The sequence below is a fragment of the Massilia aerilata genome, from assembly GCF_042656905.1.
Classification (GTDB): Bacteria; Pseudomonadota; Gammaproteobacteria; order Burkholderiales; family Burkholderiaceae_D; genus Telluria; species Telluria aerilata.
Genome location: NZ_JBHSMZ010000001.1, coordinates 1 through 17702, shown reverse-complemented (window position 1 = coordinate 17702; position 17702 = coordinate 1). Strand labels below are relative to the sequence as shown.

The window sequence follows — 17702 nt, the reverse complement described above, 5'->3', positions numbered from 1 at the left end:
TCCTGCGCGGCTTAGTCGCGCACGCGGCGCCAGCCGGCGCGGTGCGCCTCGACGTCGGTGGCGCGCGCCACGCTGGAGGTGATGGTGTTGCCGTCGGCGGTGGTGGTGACCATCTTCAGGGCGCCCGAAGGCAGGCGGACGATGATGAAGCCGACCGCCGCCGAATTACCCGACAGCGTGGACCCGGCGATCGCGCCGACGCCCTGCTGGCTGTTCACCGGCATTCCCGTGCAGACGTTCAGCTGGTACACATTGCTGCTGCCGCCGACCTTGCAGGAGGACGAGGACGAAGGCATGTTCGACACCACGGTCAGGGTGCCGGCCGCCACTTTCGGATCGAGGTTGACGCGCTCGCCGGCGTTCTGGTCGAGGTCGAAGAACCAGCCGGCCTTGGGACCCAGGCTGACGGCCGGGCCGCTGATCGTGTACACCGAGGTGTTGGCCGGGTGGGCCAGGGTCTGCTTGTCCATCGAGAGCGGATTGCGCCAGCTGGCCGCGCCGATGCCGGTATTGCTGTCCTTCAGCACGTAGACGCTCTGGGTGGAGGTGTCGTCGATGTCCGGCAGGTCGAGCAGGCGCCCGGTGCCGAAAATGACGATCTTCTGCGCGCTGACGGTCGTGACGCCCAGCTTGTCGGTGTTCGAGACCTGGCACATCGTCACTTCCGGCCGGCTGGTCACCGGCTGGGCGGTGCCGGCGTCGCCCATCTGCACCACCGTCGGGTCGCCCTGGGTGGTGAAGTCGAAGCGCCACATCTTGCCCTGGTTGTCGCCGCCATACACATAGGTCACCAGCGGATCGCTGAGCGGATTGTTGGTAATGGCCGTGATCTTGGCCAGGCCCGAAGGCGTGGTGGTGCTGCCCACGCCCGTGCTCTTCTTGCTCAGCACACGGCCGCTGGCGACATCGACCACGTACAGGTAGCCCTTGCCGTCGCCGCCGAAGCCGGTGCCCGGGATGTTGTTGTAGCCGGAGGTCAGGAACACGACCCAGTGCTCGACGCCGGACGCATCCTTCCAGGTGCCGAACTGCGGGTTGCCGAAGGACAGGCCGATGTCGGCATCGTAGCTGCTGCCGCTGCAGACGCTGGCGTCGGCGCACAGCTCCCACAGGGCGACCGGCGTGGCCGGGTTGGTCACGTCGATCGCATAGTAGCCGCGGCCGCCGGCGTTCAGCCCCGCCACCAGCACCGAGCGCCATTCGGTGCCGATCTTGACGTCCGAGATCTCGGGCGAGCCGTCGGTGCTGAACTGGTGGTTGGTGCTGTAGGTCGTGCTGGCCTGAAGGTGCAGCTTCTTCATGGTGGCGCGCGGCAGGTAGCCCCACAGCTCGTTGCCGTTGGCGGCATCGAAGGCGTGCAGCATGCCGTCGTTGGCGGCCACGAACACCGCCGGCGTGCGGCCGGCCTTGGCGACCTTGAAGTCCGCATAGCCGGCGGCCGTGTAGTTCTTGCGCGGATCGCGCTGGTAGGCCGGCTTGGACGCGGCGATGTCGCCGAGGACGATCGGCAGCACCTGGGTCACGCCGTCGTCCTTGGTGCTGGACAGCGTGTAGGCGCGCAGGCGGGTATCGTCCGCGTACTGCTGGCGGCCACGCAGCCAGTCGACGATATTGCTGCCGTTGTTGACGATCAGGCGGTCGGCGGCCGACAGGTTGGTGCATTGGGCCAGGGCGCCGCACTTGTTGTCGAACCAGGCCTTTTCGGTGGCGTTCAGGTTGGCGTACAAGAACTCCTTGAGGCCGCCGTTGTCGACGTCCAGCATCTTGAGCTTGCGGGTGTCGGTGGCAGCCGCCACCTTGGCGCCGAGGGTATTGCTGGAGTGCCAGGTGATGGTCTTGATCACTTCGCCGCTGACCGGGTCCAGCTTGCGGTCGGTGAGCACGCCGAACCATTTCACGGTGGTGAAGGTCGCGGAGAAAATGTCGTTGTCCTCGAGCGTGATGTTGGGGGTCGAGGTCGCGGATGCGGCGGCGGCGCCGACGTGCACCTCGATGTTGGCCAGGGCCTTCGACAAGCCGTCCACCACCTGGGTCGGATCGGACGCGCTGAAGTATTTGCCGTGGCCGTTGATGGCCGCGTGCCAGAGGTCGTCGACGCGCTCCTGCAGGGCCGCGCTGCCGCTGTCGTTGCCGGTGTCCGGATCCGGCCACACGTAGGCGCCCTTGTTGTTCCAGGGGCAGCCGGTGGTGACGCCGGTGACCAGCTTGTAGAAATCCGATCCCTCGGTCGCGCCGGTGTCGTACTTCGGGTCGAAGGTCATGACCCCGTCCACGCCCAGGCCAAGGGCATAGGTGTTCATGTGCAGGTGCTGGTTGTCGCCCGCGGCGGCCGGCACCACGCCGTCCTTGGTCATCGGGTCGATGTCGGTGCGCAGCGAGGTGGTGCCGGTGCTGCTGCCGCCGTTGTACCAGTGCAGGGCCACGTCGGCCAGCGAGGCATCGGTCTGGGCGCGGGTGTCGACGCAACCCAGGCGTTTGCTGCAGAAGCGCGGCAGGTTTTCCTTGTTGTCGTTGTTGGCGACGTTGCTCGCAGCGCCACCGTTCCAGTAGCCGTCGGTGGTGACGAAGGCGAAGTTCTGCTGGCAGGGATACTGGATCACTTCCGAGCCCGCCGCGCGTTTCATGTTGCCCTGGTTGGCGTACATCTTGCCGATCGCGTTCAGGGCCAGGCGCAGCGGCGTCGAGTTCGAGCCGTTCATCTTGTACAGCGCGGTGTACCAGGCGCTGCGGTTGGTGCCGGAAAACTCGGCGGGATAGGTGAATCCGCTGGACGACTCGGCCGCGGCGCTCGACAGCGAGACGATGCCGACGTTGTAGTTGCCATTCAGGGCCTGGAAGGCCTGGCCGACCGCCGTCTTCATCATCTGGTTGCGCGTCTTGTAATAGGCGTACCAGTTGGCGAAGTTGGTCATCTCTTCGTCGTAGGTGCAGGTCGCGCCGGCGCAGTCGGTGCGGGCCGGCGCCTTCGGATAGCTGGTATTGGTCGACACGATGTCGGTGCGCACGAACACCGGGGCGCCGGCGCCGAGGGCGGTGGTGGTGGACGGGATGACGTCGGTGGTTTTCTTGCCGGTCGACTTGACCTGGGCGTCGACGTTCACCGCCCAGCCATTGCGGCTACCGTCGGCCACCACCGTGCAGTCGGCGCTGGTCTTGTCGGCCCCGGCCGGGCACACGATCGGCACGATGGCGATCACGTTGTTGGTGGGCAGGTTGATGCCGTAGGCCGAGCAGGCCGGCACATCGCTGCTGGTCGGGCTGCGCACGCAGGCCAAGTATTGCCTGGACAGGCCGGTCTTGCCGACGATCGAAGCCGCCAGCGAGTTGGCCAGCGCACCCTGCTTGGACAGGGTCGTGGTGCCGCCGACCGCGGTCACCGCGCCGCCGGTGATGGTCACGGTGCCCCCGGATTCGGTCACCGTGATCTTGTTGATCACCAGGTCGTTGCTCGTGTCCGATGCGCCAATGGTGACGGTGCCGTAGGCGGCGGTGACGGTGCTGGTGGCGCTGGAAAAACGCGGGTAGATGTAGCTGCCGACGTACTTCGCCTGGCAGTCCGTCAGTGCGGTACTGTTACAGAAGCGCACCTTGGCAGGGAACGGGTAGCCGGCCGGCGGCGGCGTGCCGACCGAGACGGTCTTGCACGTGACGAGGCTCGCTTCCTTGCAGTATTCGGCAACGTTGATGGTGTAGTAGTAAGGCGCCGTGCCGGTGTAATTGCTGGAACTCTTGTAGGTGCCGTCCGGATAGGCGTAGGTCGGGTTGCCGTAGATGCAGGTCGTCGTACCCGACTTGCACCAGCCGATCTCGGGGAAGTCGCTGGTGAGATTGGTGTTGCTCTCGCTCTGTCCGAGCAGATTGGTCTTGTTGATGCCGAAGCCGTCGGTTGGAACAATGGTCCAGGACGTCGTCTGCGTCTTCGTCATCGACGCATACGCATTGCCCTGGGCGTCGACCGGCGGCGTGTACTGCACCTTCGGGTCGTAGTACTGGCGATTGAAATCGGCGCTGTTGAAGGGCGGATGGCCCGGCTTGCAGGCGGTCCTGCCGTTGGCCAGCGTGGTGTTGTTGCGGCAGCTCGTCGAGTCGTCCACGAAGTCCGGCGTGAACATCGAGGCCATCGAACCCGAGTTATCGTACAGGAGCATCAGGTTGGGCTTGACGTTGCCGCTGCCGGTGATGTTCAGCAGCGGCAGCTGGGCGATGCTGGTCGGGGCCGCGCCGGCGCCGGCGCCAAGCAGGACCAGGAAGAAGAAAGCGAGGAGTTTTTTCATGGGAGACCCAAACTTACACACCGATCAGCACGATCATCTGGTTGATCACGTTGGCACCCCGCGGCCCGTTGATGCGCGAGGCGATCACATAATGGAGTTGCGGCGCGCCGTCGAAGCTGGGCGCGTCCGATGCCAGGCTCTCGCCCAGCGCCACGGCGTTGCCGAGGCTGCCGCGCACCGACGAGGTCTGCACGCAACGGTTGTCCTTGATGTCGTAACGGCCATCGCGCGCGCACAGCCGGTGCACGACGTACTGGATGCTGTTGCCGCCGGCGTCCGTGATGGTTTTCGCGTCGTCCCAGAACCCGTCGTCATGCGGGGTGACCTTGGTACTCAGCGAGGCGTGGTAGCCGTCGTCCGGGTCGTCGGCGTCGAGCGCGGCCTTGTTGGCGGCGGCGGTGCTGCTCAGCCACTGGAATCCCTGGTGCAGGCCGAGGTCGGCGGCGCGGTTGAGGGTGGCGTCATACGCCAGGTTGCCGGTCGCCAGCGCGGTCGAGTGGCTGGACTTCAGCAGGTAGACGCTGCCGACCAGCATGACCGCCAGGATGATCAGCATGACCGGCAGGGCGACGCCCTGCTCGCGCGCGCGGCGGCGGATGCGCGAGGCCGGCTGTTTCGGCGGCTTGTTCATCATGGCCTCCAGACGAAGTTACGCAGCGGGACGATGGTCTCGAACACCCGGTAACGGTAGCAGCGCCAGTCGACCGTATCGCCGGGGACGCCGAGCTTGACCTTGACCGGGACCGCGGCCGCGCCGGCGCTGCCGCCGGCGAACACCGTCAGCGGCGCGGTGGTGGCGGTGCAGTTGCCGCCCGCGGGCGCCGCATCCGGCGTGCGGCTGCGCGCGACCACGGCCAGGCGCACCGCCGCGATGCGCAGGGTGTCGCCGGCGCCGCCGGTCACGCCGTCGCCATCGGCATTGATCATGGTGGACGACCAGACCTTGACCTGCATGCCGGCGTCCGGCGTGAAGTTGGCGCCCACGCGGTTGTCGAAGCCGTACTGCGCCTTGATCGAGACGATGTCGCCGGCCACCGCGGCGGGATTCTCCGCGGCGCCGTCCATGTCGGTCGAGCGCAGCTGCAGGAAGCCGTTCGCGACCGACCAGGTATGGAAGGACAGCGATCTTGCCGGGCCGAGGTTGAACACGCGCGAGACCCCGGCGCCGAAGCTGGCGCCGAGGGCGCCGCTGTTGTAGCGGTAAGCGCTGTTCTGCACCACGTCCACCGACTGCTGGGCCGGGAGCGCCGCCAGCGCGTCCGGATCGGACGAGATCTGGGCCAGCGCGCACTTGCCGCCCAGCTGCTCGGGCGCGACCACGATCACGTCGCCCTGGCGGAAGCCGTAGGGCACGCGGTCGACCACGATGCGGGTGCCGGCGGTGTAGGCCGACAGCAGGCGCATGGTGCCGGTGCCGGTGATCGAACTGCCGGCATAGAAATTGACGCGGTCCGGATTCTCGCCGTCGGTGGCAGGTGCGGCGCTCGCCCCGCCCACTTCCTTTTCGATGATCACCGGCGCCAGCGGATTGAGCGTCACGCCGCCGACAGTCACCGACGCCAGCGCATAGTGCCTGGCGTCGCTGAACACGGTGTCGCAACCGGCGATGATCGGATCGTTCAAGCCATATCCGGCCTGGGCCGCGTCGCCGCTCATGGAAAACAGCGCCAGCATCCCGTTCTGCATGGCGTCCGAGCTGCCCACGCCATTGCGCTGGGTGCGTTCGGAGCCGCTCATCAGGCGCAGCGCGAACACCAGCGCCAGCATGCCGATGACGATGCTGACCATCAGCTCGACCAGCGAGAATCCCTGTTCAGGTGAGCGCATACGGCCTGTCATGTCTTGCTGCCCGCAATGTAGGAAGTGACACGGTGCTGGTTCGCGGCGCCCGCCTTGCGGGTCCAGGCGATCCTGATGTCGACGCGGGTGCCTGCAGCCGCGGCCCCGGGGGTGACGGTCACGCCGATCGTGGCGCTCGGAATACGGGCCTTGGTGGCGTCGTGCCAGGGCTTCAGCTGGGCCCCCGGCGCGGCGCCCTCGGCCACCGCGTAGGCGGCCAGGTTGGCCTGGTCGGTGGCCATGATGCCGAGCAGGCTTTCCGCGGCCAGCGTGGCTTCGGTGCGCATGGCGGAATCCTCCAGCGCCGAAACCGAGCGCGCCTGCAGGCCCAGCATGCCGATCAGGCCGATGGCCAGCAGCGCCACCGCGACCAGGGCCTCGACCAGCGCGAAGCCCTGCTGCGCGCGGCGGCGTAGACGGCGGGCCGGCGTCATCGCGGGCACCTGCGGCGGTCGGGCGCCACCGCTGCCGGATTGCAGCGCATGGCCACGCCGGCCAGGGTCAGCGACACCGCGACCGGGGCAAAGGCGCCGGCGCGGTCGTCCGTGGGCGACAGGGTGATGCGGGAAATCTGCGGCGAGATGCGGGTGTCGACCCAGCCGAGCGCGGTGAAGTACACGGCGTTGGCGCCGGACGGCCCGACCAGCAGCGACACGGAACGCGCCGACGGCAGGCCGTTGGCGCTGCGTACGACCGACTTGTCGCCCAGGGCGCCGCGCGGGTCGCCGGCGGCCGCCGCGGCGGCGGTGGACCAGCCGGTGCTGTCGTCGTCGCAGGCGTCGTCGGTGGAGGGATAGCAGAGGTCGACACGCCATTGCTGCTGGCCGCTGGCGGCGTTATCGTCCAGCACCAGCCGGCTTGCGCTGTTGTGGCCGATCGCCTGGCTGCGCGCGAAGGCGAAGCCGTCGGCGTAGTAGCCGGCGGCGGCGCTCGCCTTGCGGCCCAGCAGCCAGGCCGACATGCTGGGGATGCCGGCGCTGGCGAGGACGGCGAGGATCGCGACCACCACGGTGGCCTCGACCAGGGTGAATCCGCCGGCGCGCGGCGGTGGCGGCATTACTGCACGCACCGGCCATCCTTGCGGTCGATCCAGCAGCTGGTGCTGGTGGTCCAGCCGGTGGGCGCGCGCGGCGTCGTGCGGGCGCCGTTCTGGTCGATCGTGAACGAAAAGCCCAGCGCCGCGCCCCTGCCCGCCGCCGTGACGACATAGGCCGAAGCGGTACCGCTGGTGAGGGTGTAGGAGAAATTGGCGCTGGCGGCCGGCAGGCGGTCGAAGCCGGCATAGGTCCGGTTGTTCGACCAGTATTCCTCGGCGGCGGTCTGCACGCTGCCGAGGCCGGAATACGCATCCGCCAGGCGCGCGCGCATCACATAATTGCCGTAGGCGGGAATGGCGACGGCGCCCAGGATACCGAGGATGGCCACCACGATCATCAGTTCGATCAGGGTAAAGCCGCGCTCCCGCACGGTGGTTCGCTTGAAGCTCGACATATGGAATCCCGAAAAATACTTGCCCAACGACAATATTAGCCTAAGCCAATGGATTTTGGGCTTGGAAGCCGACAAAAAACAACGAAATCCGGGGCCAATGCGGCCCCCGAAACAGCCGGGGCGGCCGAAACGATGTCGATCGATTATTGGGTAATGTCGTTCGAATATTGGGTGATGTCTTTCGGTCATCGCGGCGCCGGCCGGTCCGCGCCGCGCGCCATGTAGATCGCGCCGCCGGGGTAAGTGGCCAGCCGGCGCGCGCCCCCTTCCCCGGCCTCCCGTACAGCAAAGCCCTGGCCTTCCCAGAAGCGGCGCGAATCCTGCACCGCGACCAGTGCGGCCCAGGGCAGCGCCGCGTTTGCCTCCAGCAGCGAGGCGACGAGCCGGCGCGCCAGCCCCTGGCCGAGCGCGCGCGGCGCCACCGCGAGGTCGTGGAGGTACAGGGTATCGGCATCCGGCGCGGCGTCGAACCCGGCGCCCAGCGGCGTCACCGCGCCGAGCCGGGAGTGATAGGCGAACAGGTAGGCGCACACGCCCTCCGCGTCGCAGGCGACCAGCACCGTGCCGGGGGCCGTGCGCAGGCGCGCCAGCACCACCCCGGCCGCTTCCCGCATCGCCGGCGGATAGCATGCGGCCTGCACCGCGAGGACGGCGTGCAGGTCGGCTTCGCGCATGGTGCGGATCGTGGCGTGGGCTGGCGGGCGACTGGACATGGGGCGGCATTATGCCACTCATCAGTCCTGCGGCGGCCACTTCCATGCAGCTGCGATTTTGTTTAGTAAACACTATAAACAGCGCAGGCTGGACCGAAGCGCTATTGCTGCTTGATAAGTTTCAGGCTATGTTTCCTGAATTACACCAAGGAGACACCATGGGTAAACAAAAACATCTGACGGCCCTCTGCCTGGCCGCGGGCCTGCTGTGCGCCGGCATCGCTCAGGCGCAGCAGGCCGCGCCGGGCGCCAGAACCGCCGAAGTCAATGTCTTCGTCGGCACCGGGGGCGATGGCCACACCTTCCCCGGGGCCACCCGCCCCTTCGGCATGATCCAGCTGAGCCCCGACACCCAGGTCCGGCATTTCAAGCAGAGCTACCCCTGGGCCGCCGGCTACCGCTACGAGGACGATTCCATCCTCGGCTTCTCGCACACCCATTTTTCCGGCGCCGGCCATTCCGACCTCGGCGACGTGCTGCTGATGCCCACCAGCGGCGAACTGAAACTCGAACCGGGCTACCCGGAACGCCCTTTCAGCGGCTACCGCTCGCGCTTTTCGCACAAGGACGAGCAGGCGGAGCCGGGCTACTACGCGGTCAAGCTGCTCGACAACGAAGTCGACGTCGAACTGACCGCCAGCGAGCGCGTGGGCCTGCACCGCTACCGCTTCAAGCCCGGTGCGGAGGCCCGCGTGGTGCTCGACCTGAGAAGCAGCATCTACGACTGGAGCGGCAAGAATCTGTGGTCGCGCCTGCGCCTGCGCGGCCAGGACACCATCACCGGCATGCGCGAAACGCGCGGCTGGGCGCCCGGCCGCCAGCTCTATTTCGCGATCCGTTTCTCGAAGCCGCTCCACGGCCACCAGCTGATGAACCGCGAGGAAGGCGTCGAATACCGCGGCTTCGCCTCGCCCGGCAAGAATCCCGCTGAAAAAGTGCTGGTCGAGGGCAAGGCGCTCGAAGCCGCGCTCGACTTCGGACAGATGGGCGACACGCCGCTACTGGTCAAGGTGGCGGTGTCCGCCGTCAGCGAAGAAGGCGCCCTGGCCAACCTGGACGAGATGCCGGGCTGGGACTTCGACGCCGAGCGCAAGCGCGCGCACGAGGCCTGGGAACAGGCGCTGGGCGCGGTCGACGTCGATGCCCCCGCGCCGATGAAGCGCATGGTCTACACCAGCCTGTATCACAGCCTGCTGGCGCCCAGCCTGTTCATGGACCGCGACGGCAAGTACCGCGGCCCCGACAACCAGGTGCACCAGGCCGAGGGCTTCCGCTTCCACTCGACCTTCTCGCTGTGGGACACCTATCGCGCCCTGCACCCGCTGCTGACCCTGATCCAGCCGGAGCAGCGCAACGCCGACTTCGTGCGCTCGCTGATCGCCTCGCAGCAGGCCAGCCCCTACGGCATCCTGCCGGTGTGGCAGTTTGCCGGGCTGGAGACCTGGTGCATGATCGGCTACCACGCGGTGCCGGTGATCGCCGACGCCTACATGAAGGGCATCCGCGGCTTCGAACCCGAGCAGGCTCTCGCCGCGATGACGGCCAGCGCCGAGTACGGCCCTTACGGCGGCCTGCAGCACTACATGAAGTACGGCTACGTGCCGATCGACCTGGAACCGGAAGCGGCCTCCAAGACCGTCGAGTATGCCTTCGACGACTGGACCATCGCGCGCATGGCCGAGAAGATGGGCAAGCAGGACGTGGCCGCGCGTTATTACAAGCGCGCGCAGAACTGGCGCAACGTGTTCGACCCCAAGACCGGCTTCGTCCGCGCACGCAAGTCGAGCGGCGAGTTCCGCACGCCCTTCAACCCGGTGCAGTCGAACTTCGGCAGCGACTATACGGAAGGCAGCGCCTGGCAGTATTCCTGGTATATGCCGCACGATAACGCGGGCCTGGTGAGATTCCTGGGCGGCGACGCCGGCCTGGTAAACAAGATCGACCAGGTCTTCGATGCGAAGATCGACGCCAACGTCTACGCCCACATGGAAGACATCTCGGGCCTGATCGGCCACTACGCCCACGGCAACGAGCCTTCGCACCACGTGGCCTACCTGTACAACTACGCCGGCGCGCCGTGGAAGACCCAGGGCCGCCTGGCGCAGATCGTCGCCAGCCAGTACAAGGACGCGCCGGACGGCCTGGCCGGCAACGACGACCTGGGCCAGACCTCGGCCTGGCTGGCCTTCACCGCGATGGGCTTCTATCCGGTGGCCCCGGGGACCAACGAGTACGTGATCGGCCGCCCCTTCGTCGAACGCGCCACGCTGAATCTCCCGAACGGCAAGCGCTTCACGGTGCGCGCGGTGAACCTGCTTGACGCCAACGGCTATGTCGGCAGCGTCACGCTCAACGGCAAGCCTTTGGCGCGCAGCTACCTGCGCCACGAAGACATCCTGGCGGGCGGTGAACTCGTGTTCACCATGCAGGCAACGCCCGACACCAACTGGGGCAAGGCGAAGAGCGCCCGTCCCTACACGCAAACGGCCTACCAATGAAACGACTCGTCTTCACCGCCGCCTTCGGCCTTGCCGGCCTTGCCGCCCTTGCCGCCCACGCCGCGCCGCTCGACCATGCGCCGCTGGATTACGTCAATCCGCTGATGGGCACGGCCAGCAAGCCGGAGCTCTCGAACGGGAATACCTACCCCTCGGTCGGCATCCCCTGGGGCATGAACTACTGGACCCCGCAGACCGGCAAGATGGGCAACGGCTGGGCCTACACCTATGACGCCGACCGCATCCGCGGCTTCAAGCAGACCCACCAGCCCTCGCCCTGGATGAACGACTACGGCCAGTTCGCCATCATGCCCCTGACCGGCAAGAAGCGCTTCACCCAGGACGATCGCGCCAGCTGGTTCTCGCACAAGGCGGAGCTGGCCAAGCCGGACTACTACCGCGTCTACCTGGCCGACAGCGACGTCACCGCCGAACTGACGCCGACCGAGCGCGCGGCCCAGTTCCGCTTCACCTTCCCGAAGACGGACCAGGCCTGGGTCGTGATCGACGCCCTCGACAAGGGTTCCTTCGTCAAACTGATCCCGGCCGAGCGCAAGATCGTCGGCTACTCGACCCGCCACGCGGGCAAGCCGATGCCGGGCTTCCGCAATTGGTTCGTGATCCAGTTCGACAAGCCTTTCAGCTCCGCCGAGGTGTGGGACGGCGACAAGCTGATCGCCGATGCGCAGGAGGCGGAAGTGCAGCACGCCGGCGCCATCGTCGGTTTCGCGACCCGCGACGGCGAGAAGGTCGGCGCGCGCGTGGCCTCTTCCTTCATCAGCCTGGAGCAGGCCGAGCGCAACCTGGCGCGCGAAATCGGCAATGACGACTTCGACGCCACCCGCGCCAAGGCGGCGAAACGCTGGAACGAGGTGCTGGGCAAAGTCGAAGTGAAAGGCGGCAGCATCGACCAGCAGCGCACCTTTTATTCCAGCCTTTACCGCATGGTGCAGTTCCCGAACAAGATCTACGAACTGGACGCCGCCGGCCAGCCAATCCACTGGAGCCCCTACAACGGCAAGGTCATGGCGGGCCGCATGTTCGCCGGCACCGGCTTCTGGGACACCTTCCGCGCCCTCTATCCCTTCCTCAACCTGATGTACCCGTCGGTGAACAAGGAAATGCAGGAAGGCCTGGCCAACGACTTCAAGGAAGGCGGCTGGCTGCCCGAATGGTCCAGTCCCGGTTACGCCAACGTCATGGTCGGCAACAACTCGGCCTCGGTGGTGGCGGAAGCCTGGCTGAAGGGCCTGCGCGGCTACGACATCGAGACCCTGTGGCAGGCCCTGGTCCATGGCGCCAACAACGCCGGGCCGATGGAAGCCGTGGGCCGCGCCGGTGTCGAGGACTACAATCGCCTCGGCTACGTGCCCTACGACGCCGGCATCAAGGAGAACGCCGCCCGCACGCTCGAATACGCGTACGACGACTTCGCCATCTACCAGCTCGGCAAGGCGCTCGGCAAGCCGCAGTCGGAAATCGCCATCTACGCGGAGCGCGCCCGCAACTACCGCAAGCTGTTCGACCCGGAGACGGGCCTGATGCGCGGGAAGAACCGCGACGGCAGCTTCCAGGCGCCCTTCAACCCCTTCAAGTGGGGCGACGCCTTCACCGAGGGGAACAGCTGGCATTACACCTGGTCGGTGTTCCACGACGTGGCCGGCCTGGTCCAGCTGATGGGCGGCCGCAAGGCCTTCGTCGGCAAGCTGGACGCGGTATGGAGCTTGCCGCCGGTGTTCGACGACAGCTACTATGGGCAGGTGATCCACGAAATCCGCGAGATGCAGATCGCCGGCATGGGCCAGTACGCCCACGGCAACCAGCCGATCCAGCACATGATCTACCTGTACGACTATGCCGGCGCGCCCTGGAAGACCCAGTACTGGGCGCGCGAGGTGATGAACCGCCTGTACCGCGCCACCCCGGACGGCTATTGCGGCGACGAGGACAATGGCCAGACCTCGGCCTGGTACGTGTTCTCCAGCCTGGGCTTCTACCCGGTCACGCCGAGCCGCCCGCAATACGCGCTGGGCGCGCCGCTGTTCCCGGAAGCCGTGCTGCACCTCGAGAACGGCCGCCAGGTCAGCATCAAAGCCCCTGGCAACAGCGATGCGCGGCGCTACGTGGACGCGCTGCGCATCGACGGCAAGAAGGTGGAGCGCAACTGGGTGAGCCATGCGGAACTGATGCGTGGCGCGAAGCTGGACTTCAGCATGTCGGACAAGCCCAACCAGACCCGCGGCACGAAGGAAGAAGACGCGCCCTACTCCTTCTCGACCGCCGCGGAGGAGAAGCAATGAAATGACGGTCACGATCCGCGACCTCGCGCGCGCCGCCAACTGCTCGATCGGCACGGTGTCGCGCGCGCTGAAGAACCAGCCGGGGCTGGGCGAACCGACCCGCGCGCGCATCCTCTCCACCGCGCGCGAGCTGGGCTACGACTTCGGCCGCCTGCGCCTGGGCGCGATCCGCCGCATCGCCTTCCTGCTGCACCAGCAGCACAAGACCCTGTCGTCCAGCCCCTTTTATTCGCCGGTGCTGCAGGGCGCGGAACAGGCCTGCCGGCGCGCCGGCGTGGCGCTGTCCTTCTACGTGGTGAACCCGGCCGAGCCGGTGGCCGAGCTGCTGCGCGCCCAGCAGCCGGACGCCATCCTGTGCGCCGGCTATTTCGAGCCCGAGCTGGTGGCCGTGCTGCGCGACAGCGGCAAGCCGCTGGTGCTGGTCGACATGCACCTGCCGGGCTTCAGCTCGATCAATCCGGACCATCACCTGGGCGGCTACCTGGCCACGCGCCACCTGATCCGCACCGGCCGGCGCCGCATCGCCATGATCTCCGGCTCGCTGGCCCACTTCAGCATCCACCAGCGCGCGCGCGGCTACCGCAAGGCCCTGTTCGATGCGCGCATGCTGGCGGATCCGGAACTGGAAGTCCACATCCCGGCCAGCGGCGACCCGGCCGAGGGCGTGGTTGCGGCGACCCGGCGCCTGCTGGCCCTGAACCCGCGCCCGGACGCGCTGTTCTGCTACAACGACAGCACCGCGCTGACGGCCATGCAGACCTGCCTTGACGCCGGCCTGAAGGTGCCGTCCGACATCGCCATCGTCGGCTTCGACGACATCAGCGCCGCCGCCCAGGCCATCCCGCCGCTGTCCAGCATCGCCATCGACAAGGAAGCGCTGGGCGCCGCGGGGGTCGAACTCCTGCTCGAAAAGCAGACCGCCGAATCCACCCTGCCGGTGCAGCTGATCGTGCGCGAGAGCAGCTACGACGACTGAGCGCCGCGCCGGCCGGCCAGTTGGTGCAACTGCGCGAGCTTGTCCGGATTGCGCACCACGTAGATGGCGGCGATGCGGCCCTCGCGCACGTCCAGCGAGGTGACCGAGTCCGGCAGCCCGTCGCGCCAGGTCAGCAGGCCGGGGCCGCCGTTCACCTCGATCATTTCGTGGTGGCCGCGTCCGGTCCACTTGCGTTCGATGCCGACCACCAGGCGCGCCACCCGGTCCGCGCCCAGCACCGCCCGCACCGTGGTCTTGGCCTTGCCGCCGCCATCGCCCATATAAGTGGCGTCCGCCGTCAAGAGTTCCTGCACGCGCGCCGGCACCCCCGAACGCGAAGCCTCGATGAACCTGGCCAGCAGCGCCAGGTGCTGCTCGCGGCCGACCTCGAAGCGCGGGCGCCCGGCGCGCACCCGCTCGCGCGCGCGCTGCAGGATCTTGCGGCAGGCCGCCTCGGTCTTGCCGACCATCGCCGCCACTTCGCCGTACTCGAATTCGAACACCTGGTGCAGCAGGAACACGGCGCGCTCCTCGGGGCCGAGCCGTTCCAGCATCAGCAGGAAAGCGGTCGAGATGTCGCCTGCCGCTTCCAGCGCCGCCTCGGGCGCCGGCGCCGCCTCGTCGATCAGCGGCTCCGGCAGCCAGGGGCCGACGTAGCGCTCGCGCTCGACCATGGCGCTGCGCAGGCGGTCAATGCTCAGGCGCGTCACCACGGTCACCAGCCAGGCCTCGGGGATGCGGGCCTCGAGGCCGCCGCCCTGCTGCCAGCGCAGCCAGGCTTCCTGCACGATGTCCTCGGCGTCGGCGCGCACGCCCAGCATGCGGTAGGCGATGCCGAACAGGCGCGGGCGCAGGGCCTGGAAAATGTCGGTTTGTGTGTCCATGAAGATTAGACGAGGCCGGGCCGCGTTTTGTGACAGCGGTGCGGGCTGTCACAAAACGGCGTATTCATTCGACTAGGCATGGTAAGCCAACCAAACTGAAGGAGCACACCATGCAACGCCTCGATTTTGCCAAAGCCTCGCCCGCCGCCTACAAAGCCCTGCTGGGCGTCGAAAACTATGTGCGCGAATCCGGTCTCGAACACAGCCTGCTCGAACTGGTCAAGCTGCGCGCCTCCCAAATCAACGGCTGCGGCTACTGCGTCGACATGCACGCCAGGGATGCGCGCGCGGCCGGCGAGTCCGAACGCCGCCTGTACGCGGTGGCCGTGTGGCGCGAGACGCCCTTCTTCAGCCCGCGCGAGCGCGCGGCGCTGGCGTGGACGGAAGCGCTGACGCGCCTGTCCGGGCAGCCGGCGCTGGACGCGGATTATGCGGCCTTGAAGGAGCATTTCAGCGAGCGCGAGATGGTCGACCTGGGCCTGGCCATCTCGGCCATCAACAGCTGGAACCGGCTGGCGGTGGGTTTCGGCCTGCAGCCGGCGGCGTAAGGAGGACCGGGCCGCTGGGCTGTCCGCTCAGCTGCCCGCTCAGCTGCCTGCGATCGGGCTGCCGAAGATGCCGACGGCCAGCTCGGCCCAGGTCAGCAGGAGGGTCAGCAGCAGGCCGCCGCCGATGGCGCGGCGCTGGGTTGCAGTGCGCAGCTTGCGGGTGAGCAGGACGTAGAGGCTGCCGATGCCGGCCAGCAAGATGCCGGCGACGAGGAAATCGAACACGCCCCAGTTCACTTCGCGGGTAAAACGCATGGCCACCAGCGGGATCGTCAGGATCGCGCCCGTGCCCAGCAAGACCCGGCCCAGGCTTCTGGCAAGGCCGCCCTGGTTTCGGGCATCGTCGTGATTGTTCAAAGCGCGCATGGCGTGGTCTCCTTCTTTCCTGGACGGATGATGTGTTGTCTTGACATCATAGTACGGTTCGGAAGAAAAGTCGCGCCGGCGCGGATGGCCGCTCAGAGCGGCGCGGTCTGGACCAGGTTCAGGCCGGTTTTAGCCAGGGCCATCGCCACCGGCAGGGCGCACAGCACCAGTACCACGCCGATACGGACACGGCGGGCGCGCTGCTTCTGCTGCGACAAACGTGAGAGGCGGACGCCTTTATCGTGGTTCATGACAGTCCTTTCATGTGCATTGAATTACGAAATGATAATACGCCCGCGCTTAAACCCACGACACGAATGCTTCAGCATATCCAGATCTATTGTTTTGGCGCATGCTCCGGTGTCGCCCGTCCGCAACGGCTCTTTCCTGCAGGCTTTGTCCGGGCGCGCGCCGTCCAGGCTGGCTAAGGGATAAAATGTTTTCCTTTTATCTATTGCACAGGTGGCCCATGCGACCAGAGGCAAAGGCACGATGGGGAACATGCAGGAACGCTTGAACCTGGAGAATTTGAAAGACGTCCTGTCGCTCGCCGCGCGCGGCGCCCCTTTCGACGACCTGCTGGCCAGCCTGCTTCAGGCGGCCTGCCGGCTGACCGGCGACGCGACCATGGCCACCATCTACGTGGCCGAACGCGGTGGCGCCGAGCTCGAACTGGCGGCCTCGATCGGCATGGACGGCGCGCTCGCCGCCGCGCTGGCGCGGGTGCCGGTCGGCGCCAGGGAAGCCGCCTGCGGCCGCGCCGCCCATCTGCGCCAGGCCGTGATCGTCGAGGATATCGCGGCCGAGCCGCGCATGGCGCCCTGGCTGCCGCTGGCGGCGGCGCACGGCGTCCAGGCCTGCTGGTCCTATCCGCTGCATGCGCCCGGCGACGGCGTGATCGGCACCCTGGCCTTCTATCACCGCGCTCCCTGCGCGCCGGCCCCGGCCCTGGCCGACGACATCGCCTATTTCGCCGACCTGGCCGCGCTGGTCGTGCAGCGCCACCTGCGCGAAGCCGACACCGGGCGCCGGCACCGCCTGTACGAGGCCGTCCTGTCGTCCACGCCGGACCTGGTCTACGTGTTCGGACTCGACCACCGCTTCGTCTACGCCAACGCCGTGCTGCTGCAGATGTGGGGCAAATCGTGGGATGAAGCGATCGGCAAGAACTGCCTCGAACTCGGCTACCCGGCCTGGCACGCCGAGATGCACGGCCGCGAGATCGAGCAGGTCAAGGCCACCAGGCGGGCCATCCGCGGCGAGGTGCCTTTCAACGGCACCTTCGGCCGCCGCATCTACGACTACATCTTCGTGCCGGTGCTGGGGCTGGACGGCGAAGTCGAAGCGGTGGCCGGCACGACCCGCGACGTCACCGAGCGCAAGCAGTTCGAGGACGAGCTGCTGGCCAGCCAGGAGCGCTTCCGCACCATCACCAATGCGATGCCGCAGATGGTCTGGACCGCCCTGCCCGACGGCAGCATCGATTACCACAACGACCAGTTCCATGAATTCGTCGGCCTGGCGCCGGACGAGGCCGAGGGCACGGCCTGGGCCGAGGCGGTGCTGCACCCGGACGACCGCCTGGCCGGCCGCGAGATCTGGAACCGCAGCGTGGCGCGCGGCGAACCCTACGAAATGACTTACCGGCTGCGCCACCGCAGCGGCGAATACCGCTGGATCCTGGCGCGCGCCCTGCCGGTGCGCGACGGCGCCGGCCAGATCGTCAAATGGATGGGCACCGATACCTGTTCAGCACAGGGACATAGGTAACACTTGTCTAGAGACATAGGTAACACCTTTTATGATCATTGCA

15 protein-coding genes are annotated in these 17702 nt (G+C 67.4%); 5 read left to right on the top strand and 10 right to left on the bottom strand.

What is annotated here, in order from left to right; genetic code table 11:
- Positions 1-11: 11 nt before the first annotated feature.
- The 7 genes from ACFPO9_RS00075 to ACFPO9_RS00045 all read right to left on the bottom strand — a co-directional run bounded on the left by ACFPO9_RS00075 (position 12) and on the right by ACFPO9_RS00045 (position 8278).
- Positions 12-4274 (bottom strand): pilus assembly protein, encoded by a 4263-nt coding sequence (locus tag ACFPO9_RS00075; protein ID WP_379765194.1) that lies wholly within the window; start codon positions 4272-4274, stop codon positions 12-14.
- Positions 4275-4287: 13 nt separating this feature from the next.
- Positions 4288-4908 (bottom strand): pilus assembly PilX family protein, encoded by a 621-nt coding sequence (locus ACFPO9_RS00070; RefSeq protein ID WP_379765191.1) that lies wholly within the window; start codon positions 4906-4908, stop codon positions 4288-4290.
- A complete protein-coding gene (locus ACFPO9_RS00065) occupies positions 4905-6101 on the bottom strand; it encodes a PilW family protein (RefSeq protein ID WP_379765188.1) in 1197 nt (398 codons plus the stop codon). The genes ACFPO9_RS00070 and ACFPO9_RS00065 overlap by 4 nt, the downstream gene beginning before the upstream one ends.
- 8 nt (positions 6102-6109) lie before the next feature.
- Positions 6110-6547, bottom strand: a complete 438-nt coding sequence (locus tag ACFPO9_RS00060) for a type IV pilus modification PilV family protein (protein WP_379765185.1) — start codon at positions 6545-6547, stop codon at positions 6110-6112.
- On the bottom strand, positions 6544-7182 hold the full coding sequence (locus ACFPO9_RS00055; protein WP_379765182.1) for a pilus assembly FimT family protein: 639 nt from the start codon (positions 7180-7182) through the stop codon (positions 6544-6546). The genes ACFPO9_RS00060 and ACFPO9_RS00055 overlap by 4 nt, the downstream gene beginning before the upstream one ends.
- Positions 7170-7604, bottom strand: coding sequence for a type IV pilin protein (locus ACFPO9_RS00050; protein ID WP_379765179.1), 435 nt, complete (start codon positions 7602-7604; stop codon positions 7170-7172). Before ACFPO9_RS00050 ends, ACFPO9_RS00055 begins: the two co-directional genes overlap by 13 nt.
- A 185-nt stretch (positions 7605-7789) precedes the next feature.
- Positions 7790-8278, bottom strand: coding sequence for a GNAT family N-acetyltransferase (locus ACFPO9_RS00045; RefSeq protein WP_379765177.1), 489 nt, complete (start codon positions 8276-8278; stop codon positions 7790-7792).
- A 197-nt stretch (positions 8279-8475) separates the two neighbouring features.
- On the opposite strand from ACFPO9_RS00045, the gene ACFPO9_RS00040 reads away from it, so the two are divergent.
- The 3 genes from ACFPO9_RS00040 to ACFPO9_RS00030 are packed head-to-tail and all read left to right on the top strand — an operon-like array spanning position 8476 to position 14091.
- Positions 8476-10815 (top strand): GH92 family glycosyl hydrolase, encoded by a 2340-nt coding sequence (locus ACFPO9_RS00040; RefSeq protein WP_379765174.1) that lies wholly within the window; start codon positions 8476-8478, stop codon positions 10813-10815.
- Entirely contained in the window at positions 10812-13115 is a 2304-nt protein-coding gene (locus ACFPO9_RS00035) for a GH92 family glycosyl hydrolase (protein ID WP_379765171.1), read from the top strand. The genes ACFPO9_RS00040 and ACFPO9_RS00035 overlap by 4 nt, the downstream gene beginning before the upstream one ends.
- 1 nt (position 13116) lies before the next feature.
- Positions 13117-14091, top strand: a complete 975-nt coding sequence (locus tag ACFPO9_RS00030) for a LacI family DNA-binding transcriptional regulator (protein ID WP_379765168.1) — start codon at positions 13117-13119, stop codon at positions 14089-14091.
- Here the strand turns inward: ACFPO9_RS00030 and sigJ are convergent.
- Positions 14079-14975 (bottom strand): RNA polymerase sigma factor SigJ, encoded by an 897-nt coding sequence (gene sigJ, locus ACFPO9_RS00025; protein ID WP_379765165.1) that lies wholly within the window; start codon positions 14973-14975, stop codon positions 14079-14081. The two genes, ACFPO9_RS00030 and sigJ, sit on opposite strands and share 13 nt — an antisense overlap.
- A 110-nt stretch (positions 14976-15085) precedes the next feature.
- On the opposite strand from sigJ, the gene ACFPO9_RS00020 reads away from it, so the two are divergent.
- A complete protein-coding gene (locus ACFPO9_RS00020) occupies positions 15086-15523 on the top strand; it encodes a carboxymuconolactone decarboxylase family protein (RefSeq protein WP_379765163.1) in 438 nt (145 codons plus the stop codon).
- Positions 15524-15562: 39 nt separating this feature from the next.
- Here ACFPO9_RS00020 and ACFPO9_RS00015 read toward each other — a convergent pair whose 3' ends face one another.
- Both ACFPO9_RS00015 and ACFPO9_RS00010 read right to left on the bottom strand, forming a co-directional pair.
- Positions 15563-15889, bottom strand: coding sequence for a hypothetical protein (locus ACFPO9_RS00015; protein ID WP_379765161.1), 327 nt, complete (start codon positions 15887-15889; stop codon positions 15563-15565).
- Between the two features lie 92 nt (positions 15890-15981).
- Positions 15982-16140 carry a hypothetical protein gene (locus ACFPO9_RS00010; RefSeq protein ID WP_379765159.1) on the bottom strand — a complete coding sequence of 53 codons (159 nt, stop codon included), beginning with the start codon at positions 16138-16140 and terminating at the stop codon, positions 15982-15984.
- Between the two features lie 250 nt (positions 16141-16390).
- Here ACFPO9_RS00010 and ACFPO9_RS00005 point away from each other — a divergent pair, with 250 nt between their 5' ends.
- Positions 16391-17659 carry a PAS domain S-box protein gene (locus ACFPO9_RS00005; RefSeq protein WP_379765157.1) on the top strand — a complete coding sequence of 423 codons (1269 nt, stop codon included), beginning with the start codon at positions 16391-16393 and terminating at the stop codon, positions 17657-17659.
- Positions 17660-17702: the final 43 nt, after the last annotated feature.

Bases quoted from the DNA above. Each gene is read 5' to 3' on its own strand.
- ACFPO9_RS00040 (WP_379765174.1), top strand. From the start codon at position 8,476: ATGGGTAAACAAAAACATCTGACGGCCCTCTGCCTGGCCGCGGGCCTG.
- ACFPO9_RS00045 (WP_379765177.1), bottom strand. From the start codon at position 8,278: ATGCGCGAAGCCGACCTGCACGCCGTCCTCGCGGTGCAGGCCGCATGC.
- ACFPO9_RS00005 (WP_379765157.1), top strand. From the start codon at position 16,391: ATGCAGGAACGCTTGAACCTGGAGAATTTGAAAGACGTCCTGTCGCTC.
- ACFPO9_RS00015 (WP_379765161.1), bottom strand. From the start codon at position 15,889: ATGCGCGCTTTGAACAATCACGACGATGCCCGAAACCAGGGCGGCCTT.
- ACFPO9_RS00075 (WP_379765194.1), bottom strand. From the start codon at position 4,274: ATGAAAAAACTCCTCGCTTTCTTCTTCCTGGTCCTGCTTGGCGCCGGC.
- ACFPO9_RS00035 (WP_379765171.1), top strand. From the start codon at position 10,812: ATGAAACGACTCGTCTTCACCGCCGCCTTCGGCCTTGCCGGCCTTGCC.
- ACFPO9_RS00070 (WP_379765191.1), bottom strand. From the start codon at position 4,908: ATGATGAACAAGCCGCCGAAACAGCCGGCCTCGCGCATCCGCCGCCGC.
- ACFPO9_RS00030 (WP_379765168.1), top strand. From the start codon at position 13,117: ATGACGGTCACGATCCGCGACCTCGCGCGCGCCGCCAACTGCTCGATC.
- ACFPO9_RS00020 (WP_379765163.1), top strand. From the start codon at position 15,086: ATGCAACGCCTCGATTTTGCCAAAGCCTCGCCCGCCGCCTACAAAGCC.
- sigJ (WP_379765165.1), bottom strand. From the start codon at position 14,975: ATGGACACACAAACCGACATTTTCCAGGCCCTGCGCCCGCGCCTGTTC.
- ACFPO9_RS00010 (WP_379765159.1), bottom strand. From the start codon at position 16,140: ATGAACCACGATAAAGGCGTCCGCCTCTCACGTTTGTCGCAGCAGAAG.
- ACFPO9_RS00060 (WP_379765185.1), bottom strand. From the start codon at position 6,547: ATGACGCCGGCCCGCCGTCTACGCCGCCGCGCGCAGCAGGGCTTCGCG.
- ACFPO9_RS00050 (WP_379765179.1), bottom strand. From the start codon at position 7,604: ATGTCGAGCTTCAAGCGAACCACCGTGCGGGAGCGCGGCTTTACCCTG.
- ACFPO9_RS00065 (WP_379765188.1), bottom strand. From the start codon at position 6,101: ATGCGCTCACCTGAACAGGGATTCTCGCTGGTCGAGCTGATGGTCAGC.